This is a genomic window from Streptomyces sp. NPDC048291 (genome assembly GCF_043201715.1).
Taxonomy (GTDB): Bacteria; Actinomycetota; Actinomycetes; order Streptomycetales; family Streptomycetaceae; genus Streptomyces.
This window is the reverse complement of record NZ_JBICZC010000004.1, coordinates 205,211-223,187: the sequence shown is the minus strand read 5'-3', so window position 1 is coordinate 223,187 and position 17,977 is coordinate 205,211. Positions and strand designations below refer to the sequence as shown.

Sequence of the window (17,977 nt, the reverse complement as noted above, 5' to 3'; positions counted from 1 at the left end):
TCGGACCCGTTCCGACCAGGCGTTCGTCATGTTCGGTCAGACTCGCTCGCCTGTGCGTCGCACATTCGATCCTTTGTGCACCCCTAGCTAACCCTAATCAGTCACACAAGGGGAGATTCTCGGCACTGTGGGGTAGTGAGTGAAGCAAATCCGTTCCCAGACCGGTCACTTGTGGTGCTGAATGGGAACTGCGGGGATACGCAACGGCGCACGCCCGGCACAGCGGGAGGGGCGTGCGTACCTGGCTCGGCTGAGAGGGGTTTGTTCGTGCATGCTTTCCCACACAGCACCACATCGACGCCGACGGCGGTCGCGGTTCCACCACAACTCGCCCTCCCGGTGATCGAGGCCGAGTTTCCCCGGCAACTTCATCCGTATTGGCCGCAGCTACAGGAGAAGACCCGCCTCTGGCTGCTGGAAAAGCGGTTGATGCCGGCGGACAAGGTACAGGAATATGCCGACGGTCTTTGCTACACCGACCTCATGGCGGGGTACTACCTGGGTGCGTCCGACGAGGTCGTCCAGGCGATATGCGACTACAGCGCCTGGTTCTTCGTCTGGGACGACCGGCACGACCGTGACGTCGTGCACGGCAGGCCGGCCGACTGGCGCCGGCTGCGGTTCCGGCTGCACGCGGCCCTCGACGCGCCCCTGCACCATCTGCACCACCCGGACACCCTGGTCGCGGGTTTCGCCGACAGCATCGCGCGGCTGTACACGTTCCTGCCGGGGACCTGGAACCAGCGCTTCGCCCGGCACTTCCACGAGGTGATCGAGGCGTACGACCGCGAGTTCCGCAACCGCACCTCGGGATACGTTCCCGAGGTGGAGGAATACCTGGCCCTGCGGCGCCTCACCTTCGCCCACTGGATATGGACCGACCTGCTGGAGCCGAGCGCGGGGACCGAACTCCCCGACGCCGTAAGAAAAAACCCGGCATACCGCAGGCCGGCGCTCCTCAGCCAGGAATTCGCCGCCTGGTACAACGACCTCTGCTCGCTGCCGAAGGAAATAGCGGGCGACGAGGTGCACAATCTCGGAATCAGTCTCGTCACCCACGAGGGAATGAGTCTGGAGCAGGCGGTCGAGGAACTCAGGCGGCGCGTCGAGGAATGCATCAGCGAATTCCTGGTCGCCGAGCGCACCGCACTGCGGTTCGCCGAGCGGCTGGACGACGGCACCGTGCGCGGAAAGGAAATCGGCTCCGCCGTCACGGCTTGTGTCGGCAACATGCGGAACTGGTTCAGTTCCGTCTACTGGTTCCACCACGAATCCGGCCGTTACATGGTCGACAGCTGGGACGACCGGTCCACGCCCCCGTACGTCAACAACGAAGCGGCAGGTGAGAAATGACCGTCGAGTCCGTGAAGCCCGCGACCGCAGAGGCTTCCGAACAGACCGAACTGCGCGAACCGCCCCTGGCCGGCGGCGGTGTGCCGGTACTCGGGCACGGCTGGCGGCTGGTCCGCGACCCGCTGGCCTTCATGGCGCGGCTGCGCGCCCACGGCGACATGGTGCGCCTGCGGCTCGGCCCCAAGGAGGTGTACGCCGTCACCACCCCGGAGCTCACCGGCGCCCTCGCCCTGAACCCCGACTTCATCATCGCGGGACCGCTGTGGGAGTCCCTGGAGGGACTGCTCGGCAAGGAGGGCGTCGCCACCGCCAACGGCCCCCGCCATCGGCGCCAACGCCGCACCATCCAGCCCGCGTTCAACCTCTCCGCGATCCCCTCCTACGGGCCGGTCATGGAGGAGGAGGCGCATGCGCTGACCGAGCGCTGGCAGCCCGGCTCGACCGTCGACTGCACCTCGGAGTCCTTCCGGGTCGCCGTCCGCATCGCCGCCCGCTGCCTGCTGCGCGGCGAGTACATGGACGAGCGCGCGGAGCGGCTCAGCGTCGATCTCGCGAGCGTCTTCCGCGGTATGTACCGGCGGATGGTCGTACCACTCGGCCCGCTGTACCGGCTGCCGTTGCCGGCCAACCGCGAATTCAACCGGGCGCTGGCCGATTTGCATCTCCTCGTCGACGAGATCGTCGCCGAGCGCCGGGCATCTGGTCAAAAGCCGGACGATTTGCTGACGGCATTGCTCGCGGCGAAGGACGAGAATGGCGAGCCCATCGGGGAACAGGAGATCCACGACCAGGTGGTCGCGATACTCACCCCCGGAAGCGAAACGGTCGCCTCCACGATCATGTGGCTGCTCCAGGTCCTCGCCGAACACCCGGAACACGCCGAGAAGGTACGGACCGAGGTCCAATCCGTGACGGGCGGTCAGCCGGTCGGCTTTGAGCACGTGCGCCGGCTCACGCACACCAACAATGTCGTCGTCGAGGCGATGCGTTTGCGGCCGGCCGTATGGATATTGACGCGGCGGGCCAAGGCCGACACCGAGCTGGGCGGCTATCTCATTCCGGCCGGGGCCGACATCGTCTACAGCCCGTACGCCATCCAGCGCGACCCGCACTCCTACCCCGGGCACCTCGACTTCGACCCGGACCGCTGGCTGCCGGAGCGGGCGGGGGACGTGCCCAAGTACGCCATGAGCCCCTTCAGCGTCGGCAACCGCAAGTGCCCCAGCGACCACTTCTCCATGACCCAGCTCAGCCTGATCACGGCGGCCCTGTGCGCCAGGTACCGCTTCGAACAGGTCGCCGGGTCGAACGACGCCACCCGGGTGGGCATCACCCTGCGCCCGCACCGGCTGCTGCTCGCACCCGTGCCCTGGTGACCCGCCGACCGGCGGATCACGCCTGATACCGGCGCGCGCTCAGGCGGCCTCCGGGCCCCGGAACGCGCGCCGGTAGGCGTTCGGCGTCGTCCCCAGCGACTTCACGAACTGGTGCCGCAGCGCGGCCGCCGTCCCGAACCCGGTCCGGCCCGCGATGGCATCCATCGTCTCGTCCGTCCCCTCCAGCAACTCCTGCGCCAGCAGCACCCGTTGCCGCAGGATCCAGCGGTACGGCGTGGTCCCGGTCTCCTGCTGGAAGCGGCGGGCGAAGGTCCGCGGGGCCATCAGGGCGCGGGCGGCCAGCTGCTCGACGGTGACCTCCTCGTCGAGATGTTCCGTCATCCAGGCCAGCACCCCGCCGACCGTGTCGCAGGGCCCCTCCGGCAGCGGCCGTTCGATGTACTGGGCCTGGCCGCCGTCCCGGTGCGGGGGCACCACCATCCGCCGGGCGATCTTCCTCGCGACCTCCGGGCCCTGCTCCTTGCGCACGATGTGCAGGCAGGCGTCGATCCCGGCCGCGGTGCCCGCCGAGGTGAACACCGGGTCCTCGTCGACGTACAGCACGTCCGGCTCGACCCTGGTGCGCGGATACCGGCGGGCCAGCAGCTCCGCGTGCCGCCAGTGCACCGCGCACCGGCGCCCGTCCAGCAGCCCGGCCGCGCCGAGCACGAAGACGCCGGAGCAGACGCTGAGCACCCTGGCGCCCCGGTCCACCGCCCGGCGCAGCGCGTCCAGCAGCTCGGGCGGGTAGTCCCGCACGGCGTTGGAGTCCGAGGCCGGCACCGCGATCAGGTCGGCCTCGTCGAGGCGGTCCAGGCCGTACGGGGTGGAGACGGTGAGGCCGGGCACATGGGTGCCGAGCGCGGGCCCCTCCGCCGAGACCACCGCGAAGTCGTACACCGGCAGCCCCTCGTCGGAGCGGTCGAGTCCGAAGACCTCGCAGACCACCCCGAGCTCGAAGGGGTGCACACCGTCGAGGAGCACCGTCGCCACGTTCTTCAGCATGCTGCCAGTGTGCCTCGCTGCTGGCAGTAATTCGAGGGTGTGTGGCAGTGCTGCCACTGACGGTAAGGAGTCTGCGGCGCGACAGTGGTGTCCATGAACGGAAACCAGATCGAAGGTCTCGTCGGAATGGTCCTGGTCCTCGGCATCCTGGTCCTCATGGCCCTCCCGTCCGTGCTCGGCGTCCTGCGCGACAGGCGCATCGACCGGCAGATCAGGGAGGCCCACGAGGACCGCGGAGAGTGGGAGACCCGGCAGGCTCAGAAGTCCTCGTCCAGGTCGACGGTGCCCTCCACCGCCACCTGGTACGCGGACGGACGCCGCTCGAAGAAGTTCGTCAGCTCCTGAACTCCCTGCAGCTCCATGAAGGAGAACGGGTTCTCCGAGCCGTACACCGGGGCGAAGCCCAGGCGGCCCAGCCGCTGGTCGGCGACGCACTCCAGGTACTGGCGCATCGAGTCGGTGTTCATGCCGGGCAGACCGTCACCGCACAGGTCACGGGCGAACTGCAGCTCCGCCTCGACGGCCTCCCGGAGCATGTCGGTGACCTGCTGCCGGAGCTCGTCGTCGAAGAGCTCCGGCTCCTCCTTGCGGACCGTGTCGACCACGTCGAACGCGAAGCTCATGTGCATCGTCTCGTCACGGAACACCCAGTTGGTGCCCGTGGCGAGCCCGTGCAGCAGACCCCGGCTGCGGAACCAGTAGACGTACGCGAAGGCGCCGTAGAAGAACAGGCCCTCGATGCACGCGGCGAAGCAGATGAGGTTGAGCAGGAAGCGGCGGCGGTCGGCCACGGACTCCAGGCGGTCCAGGTTCTCCACCGAGTCCATCCACTTGAAGCAGAACTCGGCCTTCTCGCGGATGGAGGGGATGCTCTCGACCGCCGCGAACGCCGCGGCGCGGTCCTCCGGGTCGGGGAGGTAGGTGTCGAGCAGCGTCAGGTAGAACTGGACGTGCACGGCCTCCTCGAACAGCTGCCGGCTCAGGTAGAGCCGCGCCTCGGGGGAGTTGATGTGCTTGTACAGCGTGAGCACCAGGTTGTTCGCCACGATCGAGTCGCCGGTCGCGAAGAACGCCACCAGCCGGCCGATCAGGTGCTGCTCCATCGGGGACAGCTTCGCGAGGTCGGCGACGTCCGAGTGGAGGTCGACCTCCTCCACGGTCCAGGTGTTCTTGATCGCGTCCCGGTAGCGCTCGTAGAAGTCCGGGTAGCGCATCGGGCGGAGCGTGAGCTCGAAGCCGGGGTCGAGAAGGTTCTTGCTGGACATTACTGGCAGGCCTCGCAGGACTCGGGGTTTTCCAGGGAGCAGGCGACGGCGTCTTCGGGGGCCGCCTGCTGGACGGGGATGGTGGCTTGTGCCTGGGCGGCGCGGGCGATCCGGGTCGCCGGGCGCGAGCGCAGGTAGTACGTCGTCTTCAGGCCGGACTTCCAGGCGTACGCGTACATCGAGGAGAGCTTGCCGATGGTCGGCGTCTCCAGGAACAGGTTCAGGGACTGGGCCTGGTCCAGGTACGGGGTGCGGGCGGCGGCCATGTCGATCAGGCCGCGCTGCGGGATCTCCCAGGCGGTGCGGTAGAGGTCGCGCACGTCCTGCGGGATCCAGACGAAGTCCTGCACCGAGCCGTTGGCCTCGCGCAGCGCCTCGCGGGTGCGGGCGTCCCAGACGCCGAGGCCCTTGAGGTCCTTCACCAGGTAGGAGTTGACCTGGAGGAACTCACCGGACAGCGTCTCGCGCTTGAAGAGGTTCGAGACCTGCGGCTCGATGCACTCGTAGACGCCCGCGATGGAGGCGATGGTGGCGGTGGGCGCGATGGCGAGCAGCAGGCTGTTGCGCAGGCCGACGGTGGCGACGCGTTCCCGCAGCGCCGCCCAGCGCTCGGGCCAGGTGAACTCGACGCCGTAGTGGTCGGGGTGCAGCACACCCTGCGCGGTACGGGTCTTCTCCCAGGCCGGCAGCGGGCCGCCGCGCTCGGCGAGGTCGGCGGAGGCCTCGTACGCGGCGAGCATGATCCGCTCGGCGATCCGGGTGGACAGCGCCTTCGCCTCGGCGGAGTCGAACGGCAGCCGCAGCTTGAAGAAGACGTCCTGGAGGCCCATCGCGCCGAGCCCGACCGGCCGCCACTTCGCGTTCGACCGGCCCGCCTGCTCGGTCGGGTAGAAGTTGATGTCGACGACCCGGTCGAGGAAGGTCACGGCGGTGCGGACGGTCTCGTCGAGGCGGTCCCAGTCGATGTCACCGGTCGCCGTGTCGACGAACGCGCCGAGGTTCACCGACCCCAGGTTGCAGACGGCCGTCTCGCCGTCGTCCGTGACCTCCAGGATCTCCGTGCAGAGGTTGGAGGAGTGGATGACATGGCCGGGCGTGGCCGTCTGGTTGGCGGTCCGGTTGGCCGCGTCCTTGAAGGTCATCCAGCCGTTGCCGGTCTGCGCGAGGGTCCGCATCATCCGGCCGTACAGGTCACGGGCCGGGATGGTCTTGCGCGCGAGCCCCGCCGCCTCGGCCTTGCGGTAGGCCGCGTCGAACTCCTCGCCCCACAGGTCCACCAGCTCCGGCACGTCGGCGGGGGAGAACAGCGACCACGGCTCGTCGGCGTTGACCCGGCGCATGAACTCGTCCGGGATCCAGTGCGCCAGGTTGAGGTTGTGAGTGCGGCGGGCGTCCTCGCCGGTGTTGTCGCGCAGTTCCAGGAACTCCTCGATGTCGGAGTGCCAGGTCTCCAGGTAGACCGCGGCGGCGCCCTTGCGCCGGCCGCCCTGGTTCACGGCGGCCACCGAGGCGTCCAGCGTCTTCAGGAACGGCACGATGCCGTTGGAGTGCCCGTTGGTGCCGCGGATCAGCGAACCCCGGCTGCGGATGCGGGAGTACGACAGGCCGATGCCGCCGGCGTGCTTCGAGAGGCGGGCGACCTGGTGGTAGCGGTCGTAGATGGAGTCCAGCTCGTCCTTGGGGGAGTCGAGGAGGTAGCAGGACGACATCTGGGGGTGCCGGGTGCCGGAGTTGAAGAGGGTGGGGGAGGACGGGAGGTAGTCGAGGCGGCTCATGAGCCCGTAGAGCGCGGCGACTTCGGCCACCGACCTGACGGTGTCGTCCTCGGCGAGACCGGCGGCGACCCGGAGCATGAAGTGCTGGGGCGTCTCGATCACGCGGCGGGTGATCGGGTGCCGCAGCAGGTAGCGGCTGTGCAGCGTACGGAGGCCGAAGTAGCCGAACCGGTCGTCGGCGGCGGGGTCGACGAGCGCGTCGAGGCGGGCCGCGTGCAGCCGGGCGAACTCGGCGGTCCGGTCCGCGACGAGACCCTCGCGGTGCCCCACCGCCACGGACTCCGTGAAGGACGTCACGCCCTGCGAGGCGGCCTCGGCGCGGATGGAGACGGTGAGCAGACGTGCGGCCAGCCGCGAGTAGGCGGGGTCCTCCGAGATCAGCCCGGCGGCGGCCTCGGTGGCCAGCTCGCGCAACTCCGCCTCGTCGGCCCGGGCGGACCGCCCGCGCAACGCGGCGGCGGCGACCCGGCCGGGGTCGGCGTCGGGGAGGTCGGCGGTCAGCTCGGTCAGGGTCCGCAGCAACGCGGTTCCGGGACCGTCGTCCACCATGGATTCCACAGAGCTGGTCGCTGAGGCCGGGTCGGCTGGCGCGATGGTCACGTGGGACTCTCCCTCGCTGGGCACAGGGCCTGGCGGAGGGCAGCGGGCAGCACGAGCGCGCGGGCACGCGTCGAGACCCCGGCCCACTCCACGAGGCCCGGACGTCAGAACGCCCGAACCGGGTGGCTGGGCGTGCTGTCGACAGGTCCTCGGACTGATTCCTGTGCACGAACATGCACAAGTACACCGTTGCGGGACAGTTCCGGATTCGCACCGGATTCCCCTGCGGCGACAGCGAGCATGAGCATACATCTAGTGCCGGGCTGTCACGTCACCCCCAGATGTTGTGTCGTGGAGGTGTCGGAGCGTCAGCTCGTAGGTGAGGAGGGTGACGTCCGCATGCTCGGGCAGGGGGCTCCAGTCCCGGTCGGGTGTACGGACGAAGCCCAGGCGTTCGTAGATCCGGTGGGCGGCGTGCATGGTCCGCTGGGTCGACAGCACGACGGCCGTGCAGCCCGCCACGGCCCGTGCGCGGTCGACGCAGGCCCGTACGAGGGCCTCGCCGGCCCCGCGGCCACGGGCGGCCCGGGCGACGGCCAGCATCCTGATCTCGGCCTGCGCGGGGGCGGCGATGTCGGCCATCGGGCCGGGGCCGGGGGCGAAGGTGACACCGCCGAGGAGGGTGTCGCCGTCCACGGCGACCAGGACGGTGGCCGCGGCCGCCCGTTTCGCGACGTTCTCGAGTTCGGTGAGATACGAGTCGCTCTCGCCGAAGTCGAGGAGGCCGTCGTGGAGGTAGGCCTGGGCGGTGATGCCGCCGAGGGCCTCGTACTCGGCGGGTTGCGCTTCGCGGATCAGGATCGTCATGCGGGTGAGTGTGTACGACAGCGGGCCCCCGTTGTGTCTGAATTCGGCGGCCCGCTGCGGGGTGTGTGTGGCTGGTCGCGCCCACGTGGCGGAGCCGTAAATCGATACAGCCCCGCGCCCCTAAAGGGGCGCTACAGCCGGCGGGAGCTCCACCTCCACGTCCGGGTCGCCCGCGTCCGCCGTGTAGTCCTGCGGGTTGGTCTCGTCGATCCCCTCGGGGGCCTTGAGGGCCTTCAGGGCGAAGGTCAGGACCACCGTGACCACCACGTTCATCACGAAGGCGGTGAGGCCGATGTAGCCGATCTGGCCGAGGCCGGGGATCTCCTTGGAGGAGCCGCCGAAGTGCGCCTGGGCCGGGGAGGCCACGCCGTACGCGGCGGCCGTGCCGTAGACCATGCCGACCGCCCAGCCGGCCAGCAGGGCCCAGCGGTGGAACCAGCGGGTGAACAGGCCGCCGACCAGGGCCGGGAAGGTCTGCAGGATCCAGATGCCGCCGAGGAGCTGGAAGTTGATGGCGACCGTCTTGTCCATGGTGAGCACGAAGACCAGCGCGCCCACCTTCACCAGCAGGGAGACCAGCTTGGAGACCTGGGCCTCCTGCTTCGGCGTGGCGTCCGGCTTGATGAAGTCCCGGTAGATGTTGCGGGTGAAGAGGTTCGCGGCAGCGATGGACATGATGGCCGCGGGGACCAGGGCGCCGATGCCGATCGCCGCGAAGGCGACGCCCGCGAACCAGTCCGGGAACATGTTCTCGAACAGCTGGGGGATGGCCAGCTGGCCGTTGGTGACCTTGACGCCGGCCGCGATGGCCATGAAGCCCAGCAGGGCGAGCAGGCCCAGCATCAGGGAGTACAGCGGCAGGATCGTGGTGTTGCGGCGGATCACGTCACGGCTCCGGGAGGAGAGCGTCGCGGTGATCGAGTGCGGGTACATGAACAGGGCCAGCGCGGAGCCCAGTGCCAGGGTGGCGTACGTCCACTGGCCGGCCGCGGGCGGGACGAGGCCGCCCGCGCCCGCTGCCGTGAACTTGTCGCCGGCCTTGGCGAAGATGTCGTCGAAGCCGCCCAGCTTGATCGGGATGTAGATGATCGCCACCGCGATGACGAGGTAGATCAGCCCGTCCTTCACGAACGCGATCAGGGCGGGGGCCCGCAGGCCGGAGGAGTAGGTGTAGGCCGCCAGCACGCTGAAGGCGATGAGCAGCGGAAGGTCCTTCACGAACCAGTTGGTGTTGTCGCCGCCGCCGACGCCCATCACGTCGAGCACCGCCTGGATGCCGACGAGCTGGAGCGCGATGTACGGCATCGTCGCCAGGATGCCGGTGAGGGCGACGGCCAGCGAGAGGCCCTTGGAGCCGAACCGGCCGCGCACGAAGTCGGAGGTCGTCACGTAGCCGTGCTTGTGCGAGACCGACCACAGGCGCGGCAGGAACGTGAAGATCAGCGGGTAGACCAGGATCGTGTACGGCACCGCGAAGAAACCGGCCGCGCCCGCCGCGTAGATCGCCGCCGGGACGGCGACGAAGGTGTACGCCGTGTACAGGTCGCCGCCGAGCAGGAACCAGGTGACCCAGGTGCCGAACGACCGGCCGCCGAGCCCCCATTCGTCGAGCGAGTGCTCGTTCTCGGCCTTGCGCCAGCGCGCGGCCAGGAAGCCCATGACCGTGACGGCCAGGAAGAAGAAGATGAAGACGCCGAGCGCGACGCCGTTCACACCGTCCTTCACCGCTGCGCACCCCCGCTCGTGCCCGTGGCCTTGCGGCTGCGCTGGTCACGCTGCCACAGCTGGTAGGCGGTCATCGTGAGCACCGTGGAGAGCAGCACCCACAGCATCTGGTACCAGTAGAAGAACGGGATCCCGATGAACACCGGGTCCGTCTTGGCGTACGAGCCCACCCACAGCAGCGCCACGAAGGGGGCTATCAGGCAGAGGGCGATGGCGACGCGGATGGGCGTCACCACCGCCGCTTTGGTCACATCGGACGCATCTGACATCTCGCGGCTCCGTCCCCTCACTGACCGCACGGCGATCACCGTTGTTCACCTGTGTAATGCGCAGGCAATCATGGCGAAAGCGAAAGGTCAGCGGAAGACCTCCTCCGCATATCGGTATGTCGATTCGGTGGAGAAGGGTGACGTGCCGTCAGGCGGGGCGGGGTGTGAACGTGCTCAGTCCTGGGGCCTCTTGAGCCGGGCGACGAACTTGTAGCGGTCGCCGCGGTACACCGAGCGCACCCATTCCACCGGCTGGCCGTCGCGGTCCAGGGAGTGCCGGGAGAGCATCAGCATCGGCAGGCCCACGTCGGTGCCGAGCAGGCCGGCCTCGCGCGGGGTCGCCAGCGAGGTCTCGATGGTCTCCTCGGCCTCGGCGAGATGGACGTCGTACACCTCGGCGAGGGCGGTGTACAGGGACGTGTACTTGACGAGGGAGCGGCGCAGGGCCGGGAAGCGCTTCGCGCTCAGGTGGGTGGTCTCGATCGCCATCGGCTCGGCGTTGGCCATGCGCAGCCGCTCGATGCGCAGCACGCGGCCGCCCGCGCTTATGTCGAGCAGTGCGGCGAGCCGGTCGTCGGCGGTGATGTAGCCGATGTCCAGCAGCTGCGAGGTCGGCTCCAGGCCCTGGGCCCGCATGTCCTCCGTGTAGGAGGTGAGCTGGAGCGCCTGGGAGACCTTGGGCTTGGCGACGAAGGTGCCCTTGCCCTGGATCCGTTCGAGCCGGCCCTCGACGACCAGCTCCTGGAGGGCCTGGCGGACGGTGGTGCGGGAGGTGTCGAACTCGGCGGCCAGGGTGCGCTCGGGCGGGACCGGGGTGCCGGGGGCCTGTGTCTCGGTCATTTCGAGCAGGTGCTTCTTCAGGCGGTAGTACTTGGGCACGCGCGCGGTACGGACGGCTGTCCCGCTCTCGTTCTCCGCACTGCTGACGTCGGTGCTCATGCTCCGCCTTCCCGGCTTATTGATGCGGCTCGCCTCGTGGCACGGCAGCGTACGGGATTCGCCCTGCACCCTGCGTGATCCCCTCTGTATACCGTCGCGGACGCCGTTGGTCTAGTCCACCGAGCGAGTGGTCTACCGGAATTGTCTCGTCCGCGCCCCGGGATTTCGAGGGGTTCTTACTTAAAGGTTCCTGCATATGTAGGTCGCATAACGGCTGGTCGGAGCCTATTCGGCCACCCTTGACAGGCCTGGTGGTCTGGGCCAAGCTTCCCGCACTGGTCTACACCATTGGTCCAGGTCCCGGCCCAACGCTCGTGCGGGGAGGCAGGGGGGTTTGTGGCATCCCTGAGGAGGGTGGCGTGAAGCGCAAGCTGATAGCCGCGATTGGTATCGCGGGCATGGTCTTCTCGGTCGCGGCGTGTGGCAGTGACAACAAGGACGACAACAAGTCCCAGGGCTCGGACGCCAAGGAACTGACCGTCTGGCTCACGGTCGACGCCCAGAACAACTGGCCCGACCTGGTCAAGGCCGCCGACGCCGCCGTGCAGAAGAAGCACCCCGGCATCAAGATCAAGCACGAGTACTACGGCTGGCCGGACAAGAACACCAAACTGGACGCCGTCCTCGCCACGGACAAGGCCCCCGACGTGGTCGAGATGGGCAACACCGAGATGCTGGGCTACATGGTCAAGGGCGCCTTCGCGCCCGTCGACGCCTCCCAGTTCAGCAGCTCCGACCAGTGGCTCGACGGCCTCAAGGCCTCCGTCACCTACCAGGGCAAGACCTACGGCGTGCCGTACTACGCCGGTGGCCGCGTCGCCAACTGGCGCAAGGACATCGCCGCCTCGGCCGGCATCAAGACCACGCCGAAGACCTACACCGAGCTGACCGCCGACCTGGACAAGATCCAGAAGAAGGAAGGCGACAAGTTCAGCGCCTGGTACCAGCCCACCCGTGACTGGTACGCGGCCATGTCCTTCGTCTACGACGCCGGTGGCTCCATCGCCGTGGAGAACGGCGGCAAGTGGCAGGGCAACCTCTCCTCGGCCGAGTCCATCAAGGGCCTCACCGAGTTCAAGAGCGTCATCGACAAGTACATGCACGGTGACAAGACCAAGGACGAGTCGGACCGCTACATCGTCTACGGCCAGGGCAAGTCGGCCATGATCTTCGGTGCCGCCTGGGAGGGCGCGACCGCGGCCGACCCGAAGAACGACAAGACCGGCGGCAAGCTGAAGGACAACCTGGTCAACTTCGTGATGCCCGGCCCGTCCGGCAAGAACATGCCGGTCTTTCTGGGCGGCTCCGACCTCGCCATCCCGGTGAAGTCGAAGGCGCAGGGCGTCGCCGCCGAGTGGATCAACGCGTTCACCGGCCCCTCCGGCCAGAAGGGCCTGATGGCCAAGGGCAACCTGCCGAACAACAAGACCGACCTCGCCACGCTGAAGAACGACCCGGCGACCGCGGTGCCGGCCGAGGCGGCCGAGTCCAACTGGTTCGTGCCGATGGCGCCGGGCTGGGGCCAGGTGGAGAAGGCCCAGGTGCTCCAGACGATGCTGCAGAACATCGGCACCGGCAAGGAGAGCGTCGAGGCGGCGGCCAAGGAGGCCGACGCGGCGATCGACAAGGTCATCAACACCCCGTAACGGCCTGCGGCCGGGCCTGGCCGACGGGGGGTCAGGTCCGGCCGGTCGGTTTCAAAAGAGGGTGCCGCGTCGGGTTGTGGGGCCACTGCGGGTGCGTCGTGGCTGGTCGCGCACACGCGGCGGTAGCCGCATATGGATGCCGCCCCGCGCCGCTTTCAGGGCGCGGCACCTGACGTTTCTTGAGCTGCTTAGGAGCGCACGATGAGTGCCGTTGATACGACCACACCCGCGAAGGTGCCGGCACCCCCACCGGACTCCCCGAAGAGACCACGTGCGAACCGGCGCTCGGGCGGGCCCGCCGTGCCCTGGCTGCTGCTCGCCCCCTGCCTGCTGGTCCTGGCGCTCGTCCTCGGCTATCCGCTCTACCGGCTGGTCACCCTCTCCTTCCAGCAGTTCGGGCAGACCCAGCTGTGGGGGTTCAAGCCGGCCGAGTGGGTCGGGTTCGGGAACTTCTCCAAGGTGCTGGGCGACAGCGAGTTCTGGCAGGTCGTGCTGCGCACGATCTTCTTCGCGGCCGGCTGCGTCATCTTCACCATGGTCGTCGGCATGCTGGTCGCCCTGCTGCTGCAGCGCGTCTCCGGCTGGGTGAAGACGCTGGTCAACATCGCGCTGGTGGCCAGCTGGGGCATGCCGGTCATCGTCGCCACCACGGTCTTCAAGTGGCTCTTCGACTCCGACTACGGCATCCTCAACGCCCTGCTCAGCAAGCTCCCCGGGGTCGACATGGTCGGCCACAACTGGTTCGCCAGCGGACCCGAGGGGCTCGCGGTGATCATGCTCCTGGTGGTCTGGGGCGCGGTCCCCTTCGTGGTCATCACGCTCAGCGCCGGACTCACCCAGGTCCCCCAGGAGCTGGAGGAGGCCGCCCGGCTGGACGGCGCCGGTCCCTGGGGCGTCTTCCGGTACGTCACGCTGCCCATCCTCAAGCCGGTCATCGTGATGCTCACGACCCTCTCGGTCATCTGGGACATGGGCGTCTTCCCGCAGGTCTTCGTGATGCGCGGCGGCCACCCCGAGGCCGAGTTCCAGCTGCTGACCACGTGGTCCTACGACCGCGCCTTCGTGGTCAACGACTACGGGCAGGGCTCCGCCATCGCCCTGCTCACCGTGCTCCTCCTGCTCGGCGTCGTCGCCGTGTACATGCGCCAGATGCTGAAGATCGGAGAGGTCGAATGAGTACCGTCGCCACCCCCGGCCACCGGAAGTCGAAGGCCGGCTGGAACCTCCTCGGCCTCCTCGTCTTCGTCGTCTCGGGCTTCCCCGTCTACTGGATGCTGAACACGGCGTTCAAGCCGGCGAAGGACGCCATCGACCCGGACCCGAGCCTGCTGCCCACCGGCATCACCCTCTCCAACTTCAGCCGCGCGCTGGACATCGCCGACTTCTGGGGCCCCGTCGGCCGCAGCCTGATCGTGTCCCTCTCCGTCGTGGTGATCGGCATGGTCGTCGGACTGCTGGCCGCCCTGGCCATCTCCCGGTTCGCCTTCCGCGGCCGCAAGATCGTGATCGTCGGCATCCTCGCGGTCCAGATGATCCCGCTGGTCGCCATGATCATCCCGGTCTTCCTGCTCCTCAACGACCTGGACCAGTACGACAAGCTCAGCGGCCTGATCATCACGTACCTGACCTTCATCCTGCCGTTCACGGTCTGGACCCTGCGCGGGTTCATCGTCAACATCCCGAAGGAGCTGGAGGAGGCCGCCATGGTCGACGGCTGCTCCCGCACCGGCGCCTTCGTCCGCGTGGTCTTCCCGCTGCTCGCCCCCGGCCTCGTCGCCACCTCGGTCTACGGCTTCATCCAGGCCTGGAACGAGTACCTCTACGCCCTGATGCTGCTCAGCCAGGACCACCAGACGGCCACCGTCTGGCTGGCCAACTTCACCACGCAGCACGGCACCGAATACGCCCCGATGATGGCCGGCGCCACCATGCTCGCCGTGCCGATCGTCGTCCTGTTCCTCCTCGTCCAGCGCAAGATGGCCGCGGGCCTCACCGCGGGCGCCGTGAAGGGATAACCCCATCCGATGACGACATTCGCCAGCGGTACGGACACACTCACGCGCGACGCGCTGACGGTCCTCCAGCCGGGCTTCACCGGCACCACCGCCCCCGACTGGCTGCTGCGCCGGCTCGGCGAGGGCCTCGCCTCGGTGGGCGTGTTCGGCCGCAACATCATCTCGGCCGAGCAGCTCTCGGCCCTCACCGCCCAGCTCCGCGCCGAGCGGGACGACGTCCTGGTGGCGATCGACGAGGAGGGCGGTGACGTCACCCGCCTGGAGGTGCGCACCGGTTCCTCCTTCCCCGGCAACCACGCCCTCGGCGCCGTCGACGACCCGGAGCTGACCCGGCAGGTCGCCCTCGAACTGGGCCGCCGCCTCGCCGCGTGCGGGGTCAACTTCAGCTGGGCCCCGGTCGCCGACGTGAACTCCAACTCCGCCAACCCGGTCATCGGCGTCCGCTCCTTCGGCGCCGACCAGGACCTGGTCGCCCGGCACACGGCGGCCTACGTCACCGGGCTCCAGGCGGCCGGGGTGGCGGCCTGCACCAAGCACTTCCCGGGCCACGGCGACACCGCCGTCGACTCCCACCTCGCCATGCCCCGCATCGACGCGAGCACCGAGGTCCTGCACGCCCGCGAGCTGGTGCCGTTCCGCGCCGCCATCGCCGCCGGCAGCCGCGCCGTGATGAGCGCGCACATCCTGGTCCCCGCCCTGGACCCGACCCGGCCCGGCACGCTCTCCCACCGCGTGCTCACCGAGCTGCTGCGCGGCGAACTCGGCTACGACGGCCTGATCGTCACCGACGGCATCGAGATGCAGGCCATCGCCGGCACCTACGGCATCGAACACGGCACCGTCCTGGCGCTCGCCGCCGGAGCCGACGCGATCTGCGTGGGCGGCGGCCTCTCGGACGACGAGACGGTACGACGGCTGCGCGACGCCCTGGTCGAGGCGGTCCGCTCCGGCGAGCTCCCCGAGGAACGCCTGGCGGACGCGGCGCAGCGGGTACGGGCCCTGGCGACCTGGACGGCCACCACGGAGGTGGCCCAGCCGGACCCGACCCGCACGGACATCGGCCTCGTCGCCGCCCGCCGCGCGCTTCATGTGACGCGCGTCGACCCCTACACGCCCCCGGCCGAACCGCTCTTCGTCGCCTCCCTCACCCCCGAGACCAACATCGCCGTGGGCACGGAGACCCCGTGGGGCGTCGCCGCCGAACTGACCCGGCTCGTGCCCGGCACCGAGACCGGCAGCTTCGCGGGCGAGGACGCGGGCCACGCGGCGATCGTGGCGGCGGGGGAGCGCCGGATCGTCGCGGTGGTCCGGGACGAACACCGGCACCCCTGGATGGCCGGGGCCCTGGACACCCTGCTCAAGGCCCGCCCCGACACGATCGTGGTGGAGATGGGCGTACCGCAGGCCACGCCCCGGGGCGCCCTGTACCTCGCGACGCACGGTGCGGCGCGGGTGTGCGGAGTGGCGGCGGCCGAGGTCATCGCGGGCGTGGCCGGCTAGCGCGGCCCCTCCGGGCGGTCCTCGGCCCCGGCGGTGTCAGCGGGCCGGGGACCGCACCGCGAACCACTGCTCGGCGTCCCACGCCTCGAACCGCTCCAGCTCGGTGAAGCCGAGCTTCGCCGCGAGGCGCATCGAGCGGGCGTTGGCGGTCTGGGTGTAGAGCACCACCGGCTCACCGGGCCGTACGCCGGAGAACCAGTCGAGCGCCGCCGCGCACGCCTCGGCGGCGTACCCGTGCCCCCACGCCTCGGGCAGGAACAGGTAGCCGAGGTCCGTCCCGCCGGCCTCCCGGCGGTGTTCGCTGCCCGGCGCCTCGGGGGCGTGCGGTTTGAGCTGAACGGTGCCGATCATCGCTCCGTCGAGCTCGACCACGAACCAGCCGGGTTGCCGCCCGGGCACCTCGGACACCGTCCGTTCCAGCTCGGCACGCGGTCGGGGGCCGCCGACATAGGCGTTCACCTCGGGCGAGGCGCAGATCTCGATGACCGCCGCCCGGTCCCGCGCCTCGGACTCACGCAGCACGAGCCGCTCGGTCCTGATCGGGGCAGGCGGCCAGACATCGGTTCCTAATACAGTCATGCCGGGCAACCTATCCGACGCCCCGGCGCCCCGCGCCCTTCAGGGGCGCGGGGAACTGCGCGAGCAACCCACCACACGCCGGCAGTCCGAATCGAACCGAACCCGGCAGACGAATCCGCTAAATCCCCTGCCACTCCGGCTTGTTGACAAAGGTGTACCGGAAGTAGTCCGCGAACTTCAGCTTGGACGCGGCGGCCTCGTCGACCACCACCGTCGCATGCCGGTGCAACTGCAGCGCCGACGCCGGGCACACCGCCGCGACCGGCCCCTCCACCGTCGCCGCGACCGCGTCCGCCTTCCCCTCGCCCGTGGCCAGCAGCACCAGGTGCCGGGCCTCCAGGATCGTCCCGATCCCCTGGGTGATGACGTGGTGCGGCACCTGCGTGATGTCCCCGTCGAAGAACCGCGCGTTGTCGACCCGGGTCTGCTCGGTCAGCGTCTTGATCCGGGTCCGCGAGGCCAGCGACGAGCACGGCTCGTTGAACCCGATGTGCCCGTCGGTCCCGATCCCGAGCAGCTGCAGGTCCACGCCGCCCGCCATCGCCAGCTCCGCGTCGTACGCCTCGCAGGCGGCCTGTACGTCCTCGGCCGCGCCGTCGGGGCCGAGGAACGCGTCCATCCCGATCCCGAGCGGCTCCAGCACCTCGCGCCGCAGCACCGACCGGTACGACTCCGGATGGTCGGCCGGCAGCCCCACGTACTCGTCGAGCTGGGCTATGCGCGCCCGCGAGGCGTCCACCGCGCCGGCGCGGACCTTGGCGGTGAGCGCCTGGTAGATGGGGAGCGGGGTCGAGCCCGTGGCCACCCCGAGCAGCGCGGCCGGCTTGTGCCGGAGCAGCTGAGCCATGGCCTCGGCGATCAGCTCGCCACCCGCGGCGCCGTCCGGAACGATCACAACTTCCACGCTGGGCCTGCCGTTCTGAAGAGGGCTGGAGGGTCTGGAAGGTCTATGTGGTTTAGACCAATCTGATGGGGCCAATCTAACAGAACCGACCCCTGTCGCCCCGGGTCGGGTGCAGGAAAAGGGGATAAGTGCGAGGTTACGTGAATGCGTCAGATAGGGTGAATTGAGGAAAATTTCCGCGGAGGGGGCCGTCCCCCTGCCGGGCTGCGGGAAATTGCC

General features: G+C 69.3%; 16 protein-coding genes and 1 riboswitch. Of the genes, 7 read left to right on the top strand and 9 right to left on the bottom strand.

Translation table 11 applies throughout. The annotated features are described in order from the left end of the window. Positions 1-267 precede the first annotated feature (267 nt). Both cyc1 and ACGF5O_RS11885 read left to right on the top strand, forming a co-directional pair. Positions 268-1,353 carry an epi-isozizaene synthase gene (gene cyc1 / locus ACGF5O_RS11890; RefSeq protein ID WP_393810122.1) on the top strand — a complete coding sequence of 362 codons (1,086 nt, stop codon included), beginning with the start codon at positions 268-270 and terminating at the stop codon, positions 1,351-1,353. After that, positions 1,350-2,729, top strand: a complete 1,380-nt coding sequence (locus tag ACGF5O_RS11885; protein WP_393809756.1) for a cytochrome P450 — start codon at positions 1,350-1,352, stop codon at positions 2,727-2,729. Before cyc1 ends, ACGF5O_RS11885 begins: the two co-directional genes overlap by 4 nt. Positions 2,730-2,768: 39 nt before the next feature. Here the strand turns inward: ACGF5O_RS11885 and ACGF5O_RS11880 are convergent, their stop codons facing one another. After that, the gene (locus ACGF5O_RS11880) at positions 2,769-3,734 is read right to left on the bottom strand and encodes a helix-turn-helix domain-containing protein (protein ID WP_393809755.1); all 966 of its coding nucleotides are present in this window, start codon (positions 3,732-3,734) and stop codon (positions 2,769-2,771) included. A 93-nt stretch (positions 3,735-3,827) separates the two neighbouring features. Between ACGF5O_RS11880 and ACGF5O_RS11875 the strand changes: the two genes are divergently transcribed. Next, entirely contained in the window at positions 3,828-4,079 is a 252-nt protein-coding gene (locus tag ACGF5O_RS11875) for a hypothetical protein (protein ID WP_393809754.1), read from the top strand. On the opposite strand, the gene ACGF5O_RS11870 is transcribed toward ACGF5O_RS11875, so the two are convergent. From ACGF5O_RS11870 to ACGF5O_RS11845, 6 genes are all read right to left on the bottom strand, one after another. Next, the gene (locus ACGF5O_RS11870) at positions 3,992-4,999 is read right to left on the bottom strand and encodes a ribonucleotide-diphosphate reductase subunit beta (protein ID WP_393809753.1); all 1,008 of its coding nucleotides are present in this window, start codon (positions 4,997-4,999) and stop codon (positions 3,992-3,994) included. The two genes, ACGF5O_RS11875 and ACGF5O_RS11870, sit on opposite strands and share 88 nt — an antisense overlap. Beyond that, positions 4,999-7,374 carry a ribonucleoside-diphosphate reductase subunit alpha gene (locus ACGF5O_RS11865; RefSeq protein ID WP_393809752.1) on the bottom strand — a complete coding sequence of 792 codons (2,376 nt, stop codon included), beginning with the start codon at positions 7,372-7,374 and terminating at the stop codon, positions 4,999-5,001. Before ACGF5O_RS11865 ends, ACGF5O_RS11870 begins: the two co-directional genes overlap by 1 nt. A 144-nt stretch (positions 7,375-7,518) precedes the next feature. Continuing rightward, positions 7,519-7,597: riboswitch (cobalamin riboswitch) on the bottom strand. A 29-nt stretch (positions 7,598-7,626) separates the two neighbouring features. Continuing rightward, positions 7,627-8,181, bottom strand: coding sequence for a GNAT family N-acetyltransferase (locus ACGF5O_RS11860; RefSeq protein ID WP_393809751.1), 555 nt, complete (start codon positions 8,179-8,181; stop codon positions 7,627-7,629). A gap of 120 nt (positions 8,182-8,301) precedes the next feature. Further along, positions 8,302-9,906: a monocarboxylate uptake permease MctP gene (mctP, locus tag ACGF5O_RS11855; protein ID WP_393809750.1), complete on the bottom strand. Its 1,605-nt coding sequence runs from the start codon at positions 9,904-9,906 to the stop codon at positions 8,302-8,304. Continuing rightward, a complete protein-coding gene (locus tag ACGF5O_RS11850; RefSeq protein WP_393809749.1) occupies positions 9,903-10,175 on the bottom strand; it encodes a DUF3311 domain-containing protein in 273 nt (90 codons plus the stop codon). Before ACGF5O_RS11850 ends, mctP begins: the two co-directional genes overlap by 4 nt. Positions 10,176-10,349: 174 nt before the next feature. Further along, a complete protein-coding gene (locus ACGF5O_RS11845) occupies positions 10,350-11,114 on the bottom strand; it encodes a GntR family transcriptional regulator (RefSeq protein WP_393809748.1) in 765 nt (254 codons plus the stop codon). 359 nt (positions 11,115-11,473) lie between these two features. On the opposite strand from ACGF5O_RS11845, the gene ACGF5O_RS11840 reads away from it, so the two are divergent. The 4 genes from ACGF5O_RS11840 (at position 11,474) to ACGF5O_RS11825 (ending at position 16,275) form a co-directional block, all read left to right on the top strand. Continuing rightward, positions 11,474-12,760 (top strand): extracellular solute-binding protein, encoded by a 1,287-nt coding sequence (locus tag ACGF5O_RS11840; protein ID WP_393809747.1) that lies wholly within the window; start codon positions 11,474-11,476, stop codon positions 12,758-12,760. Between the two features lie 201 nt (positions 12,761-12,961). Then, on the top strand, positions 12,962-13,936 hold the full coding sequence (locus tag ACGF5O_RS11835) for a carbohydrate ABC transporter permease (RefSeq protein WP_393809746.1): 975 nt from the start codon (positions 12,962-12,964) through the stop codon (positions 13,934-13,936). Beyond that, positions 13,933-14,775: a carbohydrate ABC transporter permease gene (locus ACGF5O_RS11830; RefSeq protein WP_393809745.1), complete on the top strand. Its 843-nt coding sequence runs from the start codon at positions 13,933-13,935 to the stop codon at positions 14,773-14,775. The genes ACGF5O_RS11835 and ACGF5O_RS11830 overlap by 4 nt, the downstream gene beginning before the upstream one ends. A gap of 9 nt (positions 14,776-14,784) precedes the next feature. Beyond that, positions 14,785-16,275, top strand: coding sequence for a glycoside hydrolase family 3 protein (locus ACGF5O_RS11825; RefSeq protein ID WP_393809744.1), 1,491 nt, complete (start codon positions 14,785-14,787; stop codon positions 16,273-16,275). 36 nt (positions 16,276-16,311) lie between these two features. Here the strand turns inward: ACGF5O_RS11825 and ACGF5O_RS11820 are convergent, their stop codons facing one another. Together ACGF5O_RS11820 and nagB are read right to left on the bottom strand one after the other, a co-directional pair. Then, positions 16,312-16,854, bottom strand: coding sequence for a GNAT family N-acetyltransferase (locus tag ACGF5O_RS11820; RefSeq protein ID WP_393809743.1), 543 nt, complete (start codon positions 16,852-16,854; stop codon positions 16,312-16,314). A gap of 118 nt (positions 16,855-16,972) precedes the next feature. After that, positions 16,973-17,758, bottom strand: coding sequence for a glucosamine-6-phosphate deaminase (gene nagB, locus ACGF5O_RS11815; RefSeq protein WP_393809742.1), 786 nt, complete (start codon positions 17,756-17,758; stop codon positions 16,973-16,975). Positions 17,759-17,977: the final 219 nt, after the last annotated feature.